The organism is Micromonospora sp. U56 (genome assembly GCF_018070095.1).
GTDB classification, from domain to species: Bacteria; Actinomycetota; Actinomycetes; order Mycobacteriales; family Micromonosporaceae; genus Micromonospora; species Micromonospora purpureochromogenes.
Genome location: NZ_JAGPYL010000146.1, coordinates 1 through 14784 on the forward strand (window position 1 = coordinate 1; position 14784 = coordinate 14784).

Sequence of the window (14784 nt, forward strand, 5' to 3'; positions counted from 1 at the left end):
TCCCGCGCTCCACGGCGACCTGCAGGCCGGCGGCCAGGTCGTTGGAGAGCCCGAGGTTGGCGGCGAGCAGGTTGCCGGTGCCCTGGGGCAGCACGGCCAGCGCGGCGTCGGTGCCGACCAGTCCGCTGACGCAGGCCATCACGGTGCCGTCGCCGCCGCAGGCGAAGACCACCTGAGCGCCGGCGGCGACGGCCGCCTCGGTCTGGCCCCTGCCCGGATCCTCGACCGTGGTCTCGTACCAGGTCGGCTCGGGCCAGCCCGCGGCGGCGAGGGCGTCGTCCACCGTGCGGCGGAACTGGTCCAGATCGGTCACCTTCGAGGGGTTGACCACCACCGCCGAGCGCGGCGGGGCGTCGTCGGCGGTCACCGGGCGCGTCTGCTCTCCACCATCCACGGCGCAAGTGTGCAGCAAGCGGGGCCGGTCAGCGAGCCGGCGCGGGGCGACGTTGCACTGGCCGCAATCAGGTTTGAAACGCCCCACCACCGGTTGGCCCGCTCACCGCCGGCCTCGCGCTCGCCATTCTCGGTCACCCGCCGGGCGCGGGTGGCCGCCCGCTTCGCCGGGACGATCCACCCCCGGCGAAGCCAGAGCCCGGGGGCAGCGGTCAGGCCGCCGTCCGCAGCGCCGTCTCGACCCGCCGGCGCAGGTCGTCGAGGTTCAGCCCGGCCTCGGTGAGCACCACGGCGGCGAGGCCGCCGCCCTCGCGCAGCAGCCCGAGCAGGATGTGCTCGGTGCCGATGTGGTGGTGGCGCAGCCGGAGCGCCTCGCGCAGGGAGAGCTCCAGCACCTTCTTGGCACGGGGGGAGAACCGCCCGTCGTCGTTCCGCCGGAAACCCCAGCGGCGGCGCGGCGCGGGCGCGGCCTCGCGCAGCGCGTCGGGACCGAACGACTCCTCGATCCGGGCGACGATGGCGGTGAGGTCGATGCCGATCTCGCGCAGCGCGGCGGCGTCCGCCTCGCCGAGACCGCTGGCGCCGGGCGCGGCGTGCCGGGCGATGGCGGCTCGCAGGCCCTCCGGGCGCACCCCCGCCTCGGTGAGCACCCGGCTGGCCAGCGCGTCGCCGTCGGCGAGGACGCCGAGCAGCAGGTGCTCGGTGCCGACCGGCCGCTGCCGCTCGGCCCGCGCCTCGTCGACCGCCCGGTGGACGACCGCACGGGCCCGGTCGGTGAACCGTTCGAACATCACGCCTCCCAGGTTCCTCGGACCGCCGGTCGCCCGGCGTGCTTCTTGTGGACCGCCTGCCGGCTGACCTCGAGCGCGTCGGCGATGTCCTGCCAGGACCAGCCCTGTCGACGGGCGTTGTCCACCTGGACGACCTCCAGCCGTTCGAGGAGCCGGCGCAGGGCGAGCACCGCCCGGAGCCCGACCTTGGGGTCGGTGCTGCCGGCGGCCGCCGCGAGTTCCGTTGCCTGACTCATGCCGTCAACTTACGTTGACAGCGCCACCCTGTCAACCCTCGTTGACAACACGGGTGTCCGACCCGGCGCGCGGACCGACCGCCCGACACGACCGCCGACGCCCCGAGCAGGGGCTTCGGCGGTGTTACGGTCCGCTGATGTTCCGCCGCGCTCCGTCCGACCGACCCGAGCCGCTGACCTGCCATCTCGCCGCCGGGCGGGTCGCCCTGGAGGTCGCCGGCGGCAGCGTGGTCGGCCACCGCTAGCCGGCCAACTTCGACGTGCTGCACGTCGACCCGACGCTGCCCTTCGTCGCCGTCGTCGACGGCATGGGCTCCGGCGAGGGCGCCCGGGTGGCCGGCACCACGACGATGACCACCCTGGTCGAGGCGGTCCGCGGTGACTGGCCCACCGTCGGGGCGCGCGAGCTGCGCGCGGCGGTCGCCGACGCCCGCTCCCTGGTCCGCGCCGCCGGCGCGCGGCTGACCGAGCTGACCGGCTGCACGCTGACCGCCCTGCTGGTCGAGCCGGACGGCGAGCAGGTGTGGCTCGTCCAGCTCGGCGACTCGCGGGCGTACCGGCTGCGCGACGGCGTGCTGGAACTGATGACGGTCGACCACACGGCCGCCTGGCTGGGGCTGCTGCACGGCTGGTACCGGGCCGGCTCCGCGGAGGCCGCCCGGGCCCGCTACCAGCTGCTGCGCTACGTCGGCCACCCCGACAACCCGGACGCGGACCTGCTCGCCGTGCCGCTGCGGGTCGGCGACACCTGGCTGCTCTGCACCGACGGGGTGAGCGACCAGGTCGACTACCACCGGATGCGGGAGGCCCTCGCCGGCGGCGACCCGAAGCGGGCGGTGCGCAGCTTGCTCACCAGCAGCCTGGCCGAGGGCGGGGAGGACAACGCCACCGCCGTGGTGCTCCGGGTCCGGCCCGGCGCCGAGGGTGACGGCGAACACCGTTGACGCTCTGACAATCTGTGCGAACATTGTCAGCATGTCGAACGACCGGTTGGCGTCGATCCTCGCCGCCGCGTACGAGTGCTTCACCCGGCACGGCGTGCGGCGCACGACGATGGACGACATCGCGGCCACCGCCGGGATGTCCCGCCCCGCCGTCTACCAGTACGTCCGCAACAAGGACGACGCCTACCGACGGCTGGCCGAACGGCTCTTCGCCGACTCCCTCGCCCAGGCCCGCCGGGCGGCCACCGCGCCCGACGTCGACCTGCGGCAGCGGCTGCACGACGTGCTCGCCGCCAAGCTCGAACTCACCCTCCGGCTGCACCGGGAGAGCCGGCACGCCGCCGAACTCCTCGACACCAGCACCCGGCTCACCGGCGACCTCGCCGAGGCGTACACCCGGGAGCTGACCGACGTGGTCGCCGGCGCGCTCGCCGACGCCGCCGGGCCGCGGGCCCGCGCCGTCGCCGACGTGCTGGTCGCGCTCACCCGCGGCCTGGAGGCCGACCTCACCGACCCCGACCTGCCCCGGCGGCGGCTGCGCGAGGGTGTCGCGCTCCTCGTCGCCGGCCTCGACCACCCGGGAGCCCCCGCATGACCACCTCCGTCCTGATCACCGGCACCTCCTCCGGCATCGGCCGGGCCACCGTCCGCCAGCTCGCCCGCCGCCCGGAGTTCACCGTCTACGCCACCGCCCGCAACGTCGAGGCGATCGCCGACCTCGCCGACAGCGGCGCCCGGCTGCTCCCCCTCGACGTCACCGACGAGGAGTCCATGCGGACCGCCGTCGCCGCCGTCGAGGCCGCCCACGGCCAGGTCGACGTGCTGGTCAACAACGCCGGCTACGGCGAGTACGGGCCGATCGAGCAGGCCCCACTGGATCGGGTCCGGGCCCAGTTCGAGACCAACGTCTTCGGGCTCAGCCGGCTCACCCAGCTCGTGCTGCCCGGCATGCGCGGGACCGGCCGGGGCCGGATCGTCAACGTCAGCTCGATGGGCGGCCGGCTGGTCTTCCCCGGCGGCGGCTACTACCACGCCAGCAAGTACGCCGTGGAGGCGATCTCCGACGCGCTGCGCCAGGAGGTGCGGCCGTTCGGCATCGACGTGGTGGTCGTCGAGCCCGGCCTGATCCGGACCGGGTTCGGGGCGGTGGCCGCGAAGTCGCTCGGCGCGGGCGGCGCCCCGGCCGGGCCGTACCGGACGATGGTCGCCTCGGTCGACGCGGCGATGGCCAAGTCCTACGCCAACCCGATGCTGGCCGCGACGCCCGAGACGGTGGCCCGGGTGATCGAGCGGGCGGTCACCGCCCGCCGCCCCCGCACCCGCTACCTGGTCACCGCCGCCGCCTGGGCGATGGTGCACACCCGCCGGCTGCTCGGCGCGCGGGTCTTCGACGCGGTCGCCCGGCTCCAGTTCCGCTGAGCAGCCCGGCGGCCCGCCGATCGGTCCCGGCCCGCCCCTGCCCGGTGTGCCGAGCGGCACGCCGGAAGCCCGCGCCCCGGTGTGCCGATCCCGGCCCGCCCGGGCGGCGGCGCGACTAGCGTCGGTGGGGTCGGCGTGGCCGTACCGTGCGGGGCGCCCGGGAGGTGAGCCGGATGACCGGATCCGCCGGCGCGCCGGTGGTCGTCGGGGTCAGCGTGTTGCCGCAGGCCATGGAAGTCGTCCGGGAGGCCGCCCGGGCGGCCGCCGCGCACCGCCGCGACCTCACCCTGCTGCACGCCTTCAACTGGCAGGCGGCGTTCGAGGCGGCCTCGGTCGCCGAGCCCCGCGCCGATGCCGAGGAGCTGATCTCCCGGGCCGCCGCGACCGCCGCCGAGATCGAGCCGGAGCTGTCGGTCAGCGGTGAGATCGTCGAGGGCCCGCCACTGGACGCGCTGATCCGCCGCTCCGAGTCGGCGTTCCTGGTGGCCGTCGGCGACGGCGGCATGACCACGTGCGGGGACTGCGTACCCGCGGACGCGCCGGCGGTGCCGCTCGCCGCCCGCGCCGGCTGCCCGGGGCGGGGGGTCCGCCGCGAGCCGCCCGTCGCCGGGCCGGTGCTGGTCGGCGTGGACGGGTCGGCGAGTTCACGGACCGCGCTCGACTTCGCCTTCGACTGCACCGCCCGCCGGGACGCCCGGCTGCTCGCGGTGCGGGTCGTCGAGCCGGGACGGGCCGACGACGGCGACGACGTGCTCATCGAGGCGGTGGCCGAGGTCGGGCGGCGCTACCCCGGCGTCGCGGCGGAGTGCCACACCGTCCGCGGCGACCCGGGCGCGGTCCTGGTCGAGCAGTCGCGGTCGGCCCAGCTGGCACTGGTCGGCGCCCGGGGCGACGAGCCGTGGCGCGGCATGCTGGGCGCGGTGAGCCAGACCCTGCTCTACCACGCGCCGTCGCCGGTCATCGTGGTCCGCGGCCTGACCGCCACACCACCGGACGGGCCGTGACGCCCCCCGGTCCCGGGACCAACGGCCCTGATCCACTCGCACCGGGCCGGGTCAAGCTGGACAGGCCCCGGGTGATATCCGCCTTCGGGCTGCAGAAGTCCCCGACGCGCGAGAGGCTATTGCAGCATGGACACCGCTCTCGACCTGCACAGCCCACTGACCGAAGACGAGCTGCGCCGGCTGAACGCCTACTGGCGGGCGGCTAACTACCTCACCGTCGGGCAGATCTACCTGCTCGACAACCCGCTGCTTCGTGAGCCGTTGCAGCCCGAGCACGTCAAACCGCGACTGCTCGGCCACTGGGGCACCAGCCCGGGTCTCAACCTGCTCTACGCCCACCTCAACCGGATCATCGTCAACCGTGACCTGTCGGCCATCTACGTCACCGGCCCCGGCCACGGCGGCCCGGCCCTGGTGGCGAACACCTGGCTGGAGGGGACCTACAGCGAGCTCTACCACGCGGTGAGCCAGGACGAGCGGGGCATGGCCCGGCTGTTCCGCCAGTTCTCCTTCCCCGGCGGCATCCCGAGCCACGTGGCACCGGAGGTGCCGGGTTCGATCCACGAGGGCGGCGAGCTGGGGTACGCGCTGATGCACGCGTACGGCGCCGCCTTCGACAACCCGGACCTGCTGGTCGCCTGCGTCATCGGCGACGGGGAGGCGGAGACCGGGCCGCTGGCGGGCAGCTGGCTGTCCAACGTCTTCCTGAACCCGGCCCGCGACGGGGCGGTGCTGCCCATCCTGCACCTCAACGGCTACAAGATCGCCAGCCCGACGGTGCTGGACCGGATCCCCACCGACGACCTGCTGGAGCTGATGCGCGGCTACGGCCACCAGCCGTACGTCGTCGCCGGCGACGACCCGACCACCGTGCACCAGGCCCTCGCCGCCACGCTGGACCGGGCGGTCGACGAGATCGCCGAGATCCAGCGGCGGGCCCGCTCCGGCGGCACCGTCGAGCGCCCCCGCTGGCCGATGATCATCCTCCGTACGCCGAAGGGCTGGACCGGTCCCCGCGAGGTCGACGGCAAGCGGGTCGAGGGGACCTACCGGGCCCACCAGGTGCCCGTCTCCGAGGTACGCACGAACCCGGAGCACCTCGCCGAGCTGGAGCGCTGGCTGCGCAGCTACCGGCCGGAGGAGCTCTTCGACGCCACCGGCGCCCCGGTCGCCGAACTGGCCGCCCTGCCGCCCCGGGGCGACCGCCGGATGAGCGCCAACCCGGTGACCAACGGCGGCCGGGTGCTGCGCGACCTGGAGCTGCCGGACTTCCGGGACTACGCGGTCGACGTCAAGCAACCGGGTACGCCGATGGCCGGGTCGACCGGCGCGCTGGGCCCGTGGGTGCGCGACGTGATCGCCGCCAACCCGCAGACCTTCCGCCTCTTCGGCCCCGACGAGGTCGCCTCCAACCGGCTCGGCGCCGCCTTCGAGGTCACCGACCGGACGTTCGTCGCCGGCACCTCCGACGGCGACGACCACCTCTCCCCCGACGGCCGGGTGATGGAGGTGCTCTCCGAGCACCTGTGCCAGGGCTGGCTGGAGGGCTACCTGCTCACCGGCCGGCACGGCATCTTCACCAGCTACGAGGCGTTCATCCACATCGTCGACTCGATGGTCAACCAGCACGCCAAGTGGCTCAAGGTCACCCGGGCCATCCCCTGGCGGGAGCCGCTGCCCTCGCTGAACTACCTGCTCTCCAGCCACGTGTGGCGGCAGGACCACAACGGCTTCTCGCACCAGGACCCGGGCTTCATCGACCACGTGATGAACAAGAAGGCCGAGGTGGTGCGGGTCTACCTGCCGCCGGACGGCAACACCCTGCTCTCCACCATGGACCACTGCCTGCGCAGCCGGCACTACATCAACGTGGTGGTCGCCGGGAAGCAGCCGGCGCCGAACTGGCTGACCATGCCGGAGGCGATCCAGCACTGCCGGCGCGGCCTGGGCATCTGGGACTGGGCCAGCAACGACGAGGGCAGCGAGCCGGACGTGGTGCTGGCCTGCGCCGGCGACGTGCCCACCCTGGAGACCCTCGCCGCGGCGGACCTGCTGCACCAGCACCTGCCGGAGCTGAAGGTGCGGGTGGTCAACGTTGTCGACCTGATGCGGCTCCAGCCGCCGTCAGAGCACCCGCACGGGCTGCCGGACAACGAGTTCGACACCATCTTCACCCGCGACAAGCAGATCATCTTCGCGTACCACGGCTATCCGTGGCTGATCCACCGGCTCACCTACCGCCGCACCAACCACGACAACCTGCACGTACGCGGATACAAGGAGGAGGGCACCACCACCACGCCCTTCGACATGGTGATGCTCAACGACCTGGACCGCTTCCACCTCGTCATCGACGTGATCGACCGGGTGCCCGGGCTCGCCTCGCGCGCCGCCCACCTGCGCCAGGAGATGGTCGACGCCCGGCAGGCCTGCCGGGACTACACCCGCCGGTACGGCGAGGACGACCCCCGGGTCGCCGAGTGGCGCTGGATCCGCGAGACCGATCCCGGCCTGCGCGGCGGGCAGTGAACCGGCCGGCCGGCAGGGGAAGGTGAGCGCGATGAGCAGCGACGAGATCCTGGTCGGCTACGACGGTTCCACCGACGCCACCCTGGCGCTGGACTGGGCGTTGGACGAGGCGCAGCGCGGCGGCCGGCCGGTCCGCCTGGCGTACGTCTTCGAGTGGCTGACCGTGGCCGGCTGGATCGGCCCCGGGGTGGCCCCGGGGATCTGGCCCGACGAGACCGCCCGACGGCAGGTCGAGGAGCTGGTCCACAAGGCCGCAGCCGACGCCGTGGCCCAGCGGCCGGGCGTGACCGTGCACGGCGAGGTGTACGACGGGCCGCCCGCCCTGGTGTTGCAGGAGCGCTCCGCCGACGCCGGGCTGCTGGTGCTGGGCAGTCGCGGGCACGGCGGCTTCGCCGGCCTGCTCGCCGGCTCGACCGCCGTCGCGGTGACCGCCCACGCGCACTGCCCGGTGGTGGTGGTGCGCGCCGGGCAGGCCACCGGGGCGGGACCGGTGGTGGTCGGCGTCGACGGCTCCGAGTCCTCCCGGGTGGCGCTCGGCTTCGCGGTGGAGAGCGCCGCGCAGCGCAGGGTGCCGCTGCGGGTGGTGCGGGTTGTCGCACCGCCGGCCGGGCGGTGGCGGCCCTCGGACCACGACGAGCAGGCCACCGCCGCCGGGGAACGGGCCGCGGTCGAGGAGTCCCTCGCCCCGTGGCGGGACACCTTCCCCGACGTCGACGTCGACATCGAGGTGGCGCCCGGCAACCCGGCCGCCGCCCTGGTCGAGGCCAGCCGGGGCGCCCAGCTCGTGGTGGTGGGCAGCCGGGGTCTGGGCGGGCTGCGCGGGATGTTGCTCGGCTCGGTCAGCCAGCAGCTGCTCCAGCACTCGTCCTGCCCGGTCGTCGTGGCCCGGGAACGCTGAGGTCCCGGCGCCGGCACCGGCCCGGCCCGCCCTGGTGATCGACGCCCGTTCGCGGCGTGTCGCAGCCTCCCCGTCGCGGGACAGCGCGACCCGCCGCATCCCGATGTCGCACCACGCCCGCCGGCGACGGGATGCCGGAGGAAGCGGGCCGGCGGCGCCGGTGCGGCGTGGGCTGCGCCGGAGCCGGGCATGACGAAGGATGGAGCAGTGACCCCACCACCGCGACCGTCGAGGTGGGGCACGATGGGAAGAAACGGAAAGGTCGTGACGATGAGCCACGAGACGCCGGGACAGGACCGCCCGCTGACCACCGCCCTCGCGGAGGCCGCCGCGACCGCCGGCTACGCCCCCTCGGTGCACAACACGCAACCGTGGCGCTGGCTGGTGCTGCCCGACGCCCTGGAACTACGGATCGTCCGGGACCGTCAGCTGACCGCCACCGACCCGGAGGGGCGGCTGCTGGCGATCAGCTGCGGCGCCGCGCTGCACCACGCCCGGCTCGCGCTGGCCGCCGAAGGCTGGACGGCCGTCGTGGAGCGGCTGCCCGACCCGGCGCAGCCGGACCTGCTGGCCCGACTGATCGGGCTAAACCGGTCCGGCGCGGACACGGACGCCATGCGCATGGTGCAGTGCATGCAGGTACGGCACACCGACCGGCGGCCGGTCAGCGACGAGCCGGTCCCGACCGCCGCGATCGGTGAGATCAGCCGGGCGGTCGCCGCCGAAGGTGCCAGCCTGCAGATCCTCGACTCCGACCAGGTGATGGAGCTGGCCGCCGCCGCCTCGCACGCCGGCACGGTGGAGGCGGAGGACCCGCAGCTGCGCGAGGAACTGCAGTACTGGACCAGCCGGGCCGGCGGCACCGGGCTGCCGCCGGAGGTACTGCCCGAGCAGCAGCCGCAGACCACCGTCCCCGGCCGCGACTTCGGCCGCGCCGGCACCCTGCCGATCGGCCCCGGCCACGACAAGGCCGCCGTGTACGGCCTGCTCAACGGCGACGAGGACGAGCCGGACAGCTGGCTGCGCGCCGGCGAGGCGCTCTCCGCGCTCTGGTTGACCGCCACCCGCCTCGGCGTGTCCGTGGTGCCGCTCTCCGGCGTGGTGGAGGTGCCCGGCACCCGGCAGACGCTGCGCCGACTGCTCAGCGGGCTCGGCTTCCCGTACCTCGTGGTGCGGCTGGGGATCGCGGACCCGGCACACGCGGGGCCGCCGCACACCCCGCGGCTCCCCATCGAGCAGGTGGTCGACACCTCGGCGGTCCGCGACCAGCGCTCCTGACGATCTCGTGTTCGCGGCCACGAGGGCGATAGCATCGCCTGCGTGGCCGCCACCGAACCGACGCACCGCAACGAGCCCCTCGCCCCCTCGCTGGGGCTGAGCCCGCTGTCCCGGGTACGCCTCGACGAGCTGCTCCAGGAGATGCTCGACCGGGTCGGCGAGGTGGTCACCAGCCGGGAGCGGCTGCGCGCCCTGCTGGACGCGGTGGTGGGCATCGGCTCCGACCTCGACCTGCGCAGCACCCTGCAACGGATCGTGCAGTCGGCCTGCGAGCTGGTCGGCGCCCGCTACGGCGCACTCGGCGTGATCGGGCCGGACCGGATGCTGCACGACTTCATCATCCACGGCATCAGCGACGAGCTGCACGCCAAGATCGGCGACCTGCCGCACGGGCGCGGCGTGCTCGGCCTGCTCATCGACGAACCACGCCCGGTGCGGATGCCGGACATCACCCAGCACCCGAAGTCGTACGGCTTCCCGCCGCACCACCCGCCGATGCACAGCTTCCTCGGCGTGCCGGTCCGCATCCGCGACCAGGTCTTCGGCAACCTCTACCTGGCCGAGAAGCAGGGCGCGGCGGAGTTCACCGAGGACGACGAGGAGATCGTGGTCGCGCTGGCCGCCGCGGCCGGCGTCGCGATCGAGAACGCCCGCCTCTACGCGCTGGCCCACCGGCGGGAACGCTGGCTCGCCGCCACCGCCGAGATCACCTCGGTGCTGCTCGGCGAGGTCCGCCGCACCGACGCGCTGACCCTGGTCGCCCGCCGGGCCCGGGAGGTCGCCGAGGCGGAGCTGGCCCTGGTGCTGCTCTACGACGAGGACGCCGGCCAGTTCACCGTCGAGGTGGTCGACTCGGCCGACGGCGCGGACCGGCAACTGGTCGGCGCGGTGCTGCCGGCCGCCGAGACCAGCTTCGCCGGCCCGGTCACCGAGCACCGGCACGAGCTGGTGGACAACCTCGCCCAGGCCGCCCCCTGGCCGGCGCCGGTGGTCGCCGGCCCCGCCGTGGTGTCCCCGCTCGCCGCGGCGGACACCCTGCACGGCGTGCTGGTGATCGCACACCGACCGGACTCCGCGCGGACCGTCGACGGCGACGTACGGCTGCTGGGCAGCTTCGCCGGCCAGGCCGCGCTCGCCATGGAGCGGGCCCGCGGCCAGGAGGAACGGGAGCTGCTGGTGGTCCTGGAGGACCGCGAACGGATCGCCCGCGACCTGCACGACGTGGTGATCCAACGGCTCTTCGCCACCGGCCTGCAACTGCAGAGCGCCGCCCCGATGAACGCCCGGCCCGAGGTCGCCAAACGGATCAACGCGGCCGTCGACGACCTCGACGCCACCATCCGGGACATCCGGCGGACCATCTTCGAGCTGCGCACCCCGATGAGCGCGGCGCTGCGCACCGAGATCCGGGAGACCATCGACCTGGCCACCGAATCGCTCGGCTTCCGCCCCGCCGTGGAGCTGGCCGGGCCGATCGACAGCGCCGTACCGGAATCGGTCCGCCCCGACCTCACCGCCGTGCTCCGCGAGGCGCTGTCCAACGCCGTCCGGCACGCCGAGGCCACCCGGGTCGCCGTCGCCATCCGGGTCGACGCCGGGCGGGTCGCGCTCACCGTCACCGACAACGGCGTCGGCTGCGACCCCGCCGCCGCGCGCGGCGGGCTGGTCAACCTCCGCGAGCGCGCCGAGCGGCACGGCGGCGAGTTCCAGGTACGCCCGGCAGAGCCGCACGGCACCGAGTTGTACTGGTGCGTCCCGCTGCGGGACTGACCCCGGTCCGGCCGTCCGCCCCGGGCCTTCCCGACGCGGCGGGCGCTCCGGGCGGCACGTCCCGGCGGGCGCTCAGTGGGTCTTGCCGAGCAGGCGGGTGGCGAGCACCGCCGCCTGGGTCCGCCGCTCCAGACCGAGCTTCGCCAGCACGCTGGAGACGTAGTTCTTCACGGTCTTCTCGGCCAGGAACATCTTGCCGGCGATCTCCCGGTTGGTCAGCCCCTCGGCCACGTACTCCAGGATGCGGCGCTCCTGCTCGGTGAGTGTCTTGAGCTCGCGGGGCTGCTCGACGCCGCTGCGGATGCGCTCCAGCACCCGGGTGGTGATCGCCGGGTCGAGCAGGGACTGGCCGGCCGCCACCCGGTGCACCGCGTCCACCAGGTCGGTGCCGCGGATCTGCTTGAGCACGTAACCGGCCGCCCCCGCCATGATCGCGGCGAAGAGCGCCTCGTCGTCCTCGTACGAGGTGAGGATCAGACCCTTGATCGAGGAGTCCACGGCCCGGATGTCCCGGCACACGTCGATGCCGTTGCCGTCGGGCAGGCGGGCGTCGAGGATCGCCACGTCCGGCCGGAGGGCCGGGATGCGGCGGGCCGCCTCCTGCGCGGAGCCGGACTCGCCGACCACTTCGATGTCGCCGCTGCTCTGCAGCAGGTCGGCAAGGCCACGACGGACGACCTCGTGGTCGTCAAGGAGGAACACCCGGATCATTCCTCGTTTCTACCCGCCGCGGCCGCCTTCTGCACGGGCCGAAGGTCCCCTACCTGCCGCGTCACGGGCGGGAAGGGGGGCCCGGGCGGACGGGACATCCGGCCCTGCCCGGTTCCCCGGCCGCTGACGCACCGTTGAGGTGAACCAGCGGGGGCCGCCCCCACCTGCCACGGAAGGAGCATCACCATGGACACCGGCTTCACGGTCGCGCAACTGCGAGCGGCCGCCGCGGACGCCGTCCGGGCACCTTCCCTGCACAACAGCCAGCCCTGGCGGTTCCGGCTGCGCGACGGCGGCATCGAACTGTCGGTCGACCCGACCCGCCGGCTGCCCGCCACCGACCCGAGCGGCTGGGGCGCCCGCCTCTCCTGCGGAGCGGCCCTGCTCAACCTGCGGCTCGCCCTCGCCGTCGCCGGCACCCCGGCCACGGTGCGGCTGCGGCCGTACCCGACCGAACCGGACGTGCTGGCCCGGCTGGTCCCGGACGCGCCCCGGCCCGCCACCCCCGCCGATCGCAGCCTGCACGCGGCGATCTCGCGCCGGTTCAGCAACCGCGCGCCGTTCTGGCCGGACCCGGTGCCGGCCGACGCCCGGTGGCGGCTCGGCGAGGCGGCCCGCGCCGAGCAGTGCTGGCTGGAACTGGTCATCGGCACCAGCGCGGTCAACGCCCTCGCCGAGGTCGCCCGCAGCGCCCACCGGGTGCTCGAACGCGACCCCGACTACCGGCGGGAGCGGACGGAGTGGATCCGCCGCGAGCCCGCGCCCGACGGGGTGCCCGCCGCCGCCGGCGGCCCGCAGAGCGAGCCGCAGGACCTGCTGCCGATGCGCGGCTTCGGCGGCCGCAACCGCGCCCCCGGCCGGGACTTCGAGCCGGAGCCGCTGGTCGCCGTCCTCGGCTCCGCGGGCAACACGTCCGCCGACCAGATCCTGGCCGGGCAGGCCCTGCAACGGGTGCTGCTCACCGCGACCGACGCCGGGCTGAGCGTCTCCCTGCTGTCCCAGCCGATCGAGGTGCAGGGGGCGCGCGAGGCGCTGCGGTTGTCGCTGGGCCGGTTCGGCACGCCCCAGATGGTGATGCGGATCGGCTACGGCCAGCCCGGGGCGGCCACCCCCCGGCGCAGCGTGGACGACGTGCTCGACCTGCCCGTGGTGTCGGCCTGAGCCGTACCCCTCCACCCGTGCCGCCTGTCGGCTGCCGGCCCCGCCCCCGTCGCCGGGGCCGGCAGCGTGGTCGGTCCTGCCCGGGGTGCGTCGGTGTCAGGCGGGGCGGGGGCTGCCGAGCAGGGCCGCCTCCCGCTCCGGGTCCAGCCCCACCGCCGCGCGCGCCGGCCGCCCGGCCCGAGCCGGCACCGACCCCACCTGCGGCAGCCACCGCCAGGTGTCGGCGACCGTCTCGGCCACCGGCCGGCAGGTCAGCCCGGACGCGTACGCCTTCTCCACGCCCCGCTCCTGCAACCAGCGGAACTCGTGACCGCGCGGCACCCAGACCGGCAGGTCGTTCCAGGGCACCACCCCGGCCGCCAGGATCCGCTCCGGATCCGTCCAGTGCAGCCGCGCGTCCGACCCGGTCGCCGCGACGACCGCCGCCAACAGCTCCCCCATCGTCGCGTGCCCGCTGCGGCTGATCACGTTGTACGCCCCGCCGACGCGCTCCGCGCCCCGGTCCAGCATCCAGCCCGCCAGGTCCCGCACGTCCACGTACTGGATCGGCAGGTCCTCCGGACCCGGTGCCAGCACGTCCCCGCCCCGGGCGACCCGCTCCAACCACCAGGGCAGTCGACCGATGTCCTCCCCGGGACCGAGAATCAGCCCGGCCCGGACGAGCAACGCCGCGTCCCCGAACACCTCCAGTACGGCCCGCTCCCCGCCCGCCTTGTTGTGCGCGTAGTCCCCGTCGCCCGCGTCCGGCGCGGCGTCCACCACCGGCGCCTCCTCCCCGGCCCCCGCCGGCAGCGGGTGGGCGTAGACCGAACCGCTGGAGACGTAGACGTAGTGCGGCACCGACCCGACCAGCGCCCGGGCCGCGTCCCCCACCGCCCGCGGCGCGCCGTCCCAGGTGTCCACCACCAGGTCCCACTCACCGACCGCGAGCGCCGCCAGGCCGTCCGGCGCCGTCCGGTCACCCCGCAACCGGTGTACGCCCGCCGGCACCGCACCGTGCACCCCCCGGTTGAAGACGGTCACCGACCACCCTCTGCGTACCGCCTCGGCCACGGTCGCGCCACCGACGAAGCCTGTTCCACCCAGCACCAGCAGTCTCATGCGTCCCAGCCTGCACGGTCCCGGCTCCCGACGGACCCCCCGTTCACCGCTGGCGGATCTGCCAACGGCAGAATCCCGCCCCGCCGCCGCCGACCCGCTGGGGCGGATCGACTCCGTCGGCGGTGGCCGCTTCCAGGACCAGGGCCATCAGGCGATCCATGTCGTTGCGGCATTCGCCGTGTCGGATGTCCGGTTCCGGCCGGGTCGGCGTGCCCGGGTCTCGCGCTCCGGAGTGGTCGGATGTCCGGTTACCGGGTTCGTTGGGCGCGTCGTATGTCCGGGTCTGTGCCAGCCAGTGGCCAACCGTCCCGTGGCCGGCGGCACCCCCACCCCCGGAATGGCGGCCGGCCCGGGGTCGTTACACCACCTGGACGATCGCAGCAGCAAGCCCGCTGGCCTGGCCCCATCACCTGGGTCGCCTAGGGATGCGGGCCCCGGAATGATGGTGGGCCGCCGGTCGTTACACATGGACCCGGCACCCGAGCCCCCGCTCGTGAAGCCTGCCGGACCGAAGACTTTCCCCTTGTATGTGTGAGCGCCTGCTCGTGG

At 74.7% G+C, this 14784-nt stretch carries 14 protein-coding genes; 9 read left to right on the forward strand and 5 right to left on the reverse strand.

What is annotated here, in order from left to right:
• The 3 genes from KBX37_RS30115 to KBX37_RS30125 all read right to left on the reverse strand — a co-directional run.
• Positions 1-394: diacylglycerol kinase family protein (locus KBX37_RS30115; RefSeq protein ID WP_307849268.1), on the reverse strand; the 394-nt coding region annotated here is incomplete at its 3' end.
• 211 nt (positions 395-605) lie between these two features.
• A complete protein-coding gene (locus tag KBX37_RS30120; RefSeq protein ID WP_210779259.1) occupies positions 606-1184 on the reverse strand; it encodes a Clp protease N-terminal domain-containing protein in 579 nt (192 codons plus the stop codon).
• Positions 1184-1420 carry a helix-turn-helix domain-containing protein gene (locus KBX37_RS30125; protein WP_088963234.1) on the reverse strand — a complete coding sequence of 79 codons (237 nt, stop codon included), beginning with the start codon at positions 1418-1420 and terminating at the stop codon, positions 1184-1186. Before KBX37_RS30125 ends, KBX37_RS30120 begins: the two co-directional genes overlap by 1 nt.
• Before the next feature lie 260 nt (positions 1421-1680).
• Here KBX37_RS30125 and KBX37_RS30130 point away from each other — a divergent pair, with 260 nt between their 5' ends.
• From KBX37_RS30130 to KBX37_RS30165, 8 genes are all read left to right on the forward strand, one after another.
• Entirely contained in the window at positions 1681-2364 is a 684-nt protein-coding gene (locus tag KBX37_RS30130; RefSeq protein WP_307849269.1) for a serine/threonine-protein phosphatase, read from the forward strand.
• A 31-nt stretch (positions 2365-2395) separates the two neighbouring features.
• Complete coding sequence (locus tag KBX37_RS30135) at positions 2396-2959, forward strand: TetR/AcrR family transcriptional regulator (RefSeq protein WP_210779260.1); 564 nt, start codon at positions 2396-2398, stop codon at positions 2957-2959.
• Positions 2956-3783, forward strand: coding sequence for an oxidoreductase (locus tag KBX37_RS30140; RefSeq protein WP_210779261.1), 828 nt, complete (start codon positions 2956-2958; stop codon positions 3781-3783). Before KBX37_RS30135 ends, KBX37_RS30140 begins: the two co-directional genes overlap by 4 nt.
• Positions 3784-3956: 173 nt before the next feature.
• Entirely contained in the window at positions 3957-4787 is an 831-nt protein-coding gene (locus KBX37_RS30145; RefSeq protein WP_210779262.1) for a universal stress protein, read from the forward strand.
• A 126-nt stretch (positions 4788-4913) separates the two neighbouring features.
• Entirely contained in the window at positions 4914-7316 is a 2403-nt protein-coding gene (locus KBX37_RS30150) for a phosphoketolase (protein ID WP_210779263.1), read from the forward strand.
• Positions 7317-7347: 31 nt separating this feature from the next.
• Positions 7348-8214 carry a universal stress protein gene (locus KBX37_RS30155; protein ID WP_210779264.1) on the forward strand — a complete coding sequence of 289 codons (867 nt, stop codon included), beginning with the start codon at positions 7348-7350 and terminating at the stop codon, positions 8212-8214.
• 270 nt (positions 8215-8484) lie between these two features.
• Complete coding sequence (locus KBX37_RS30160) at positions 8485-9492, forward strand: nitroreductase family protein (RefSeq protein WP_210779265.1); 1008 nt, start codon at positions 8485-8487, stop codon at positions 9490-9492.
• A gap of 141 nt (positions 9493-9633) precedes the next feature.
• Positions 9634-11262 carry a GAF domain-containing sensor histidine kinase gene (locus tag KBX37_RS30165; RefSeq protein WP_247659287.1) on the forward strand — a complete coding sequence of 543 codons (1629 nt, stop codon included), beginning with the start codon at positions 9634-9636 and terminating at the stop codon, positions 11260-11262.
• Positions 11263-11334: 72 nt separating this feature from the next.
• Here the strand turns inward: KBX37_RS30165 and KBX37_RS30170 are convergent, their stop codons facing one another.
• Complete coding sequence (locus KBX37_RS30170) at positions 11335-11973, reverse strand: response regulator transcription factor (RefSeq protein WP_154942955.1); 639 nt, start codon at positions 11971-11973, stop codon at positions 11335-11337.
• Positions 11974-12159: 186 nt separating this feature from the next.
• Here KBX37_RS30170 and KBX37_RS30175 point away from each other — a divergent pair, with 186 nt between their 5' ends.
• Positions 12160-13134 carry a nitroreductase gene (locus KBX37_RS30175; RefSeq protein WP_210779266.1) on the forward strand — a complete coding sequence of 325 codons (975 nt, stop codon included), beginning with the start codon at positions 12160-12162 and terminating at the stop codon, positions 13132-13134.
• A gap of 96 nt (positions 13135-13230) precedes the next feature.
• Here KBX37_RS30175 and KBX37_RS30180 read toward each other — a convergent pair whose 3' ends face one another.
• Positions 13231-14235 (reverse strand): NAD-dependent epimerase/dehydratase family protein, encoded by a 1005-nt coding sequence (locus tag KBX37_RS30180; protein WP_210779267.1) that lies wholly within the window; start codon positions 14233-14235, stop codon positions 13231-13233.
• Between the last annotated feature and the right edge of the window lie 549 nt (positions 14236-14784).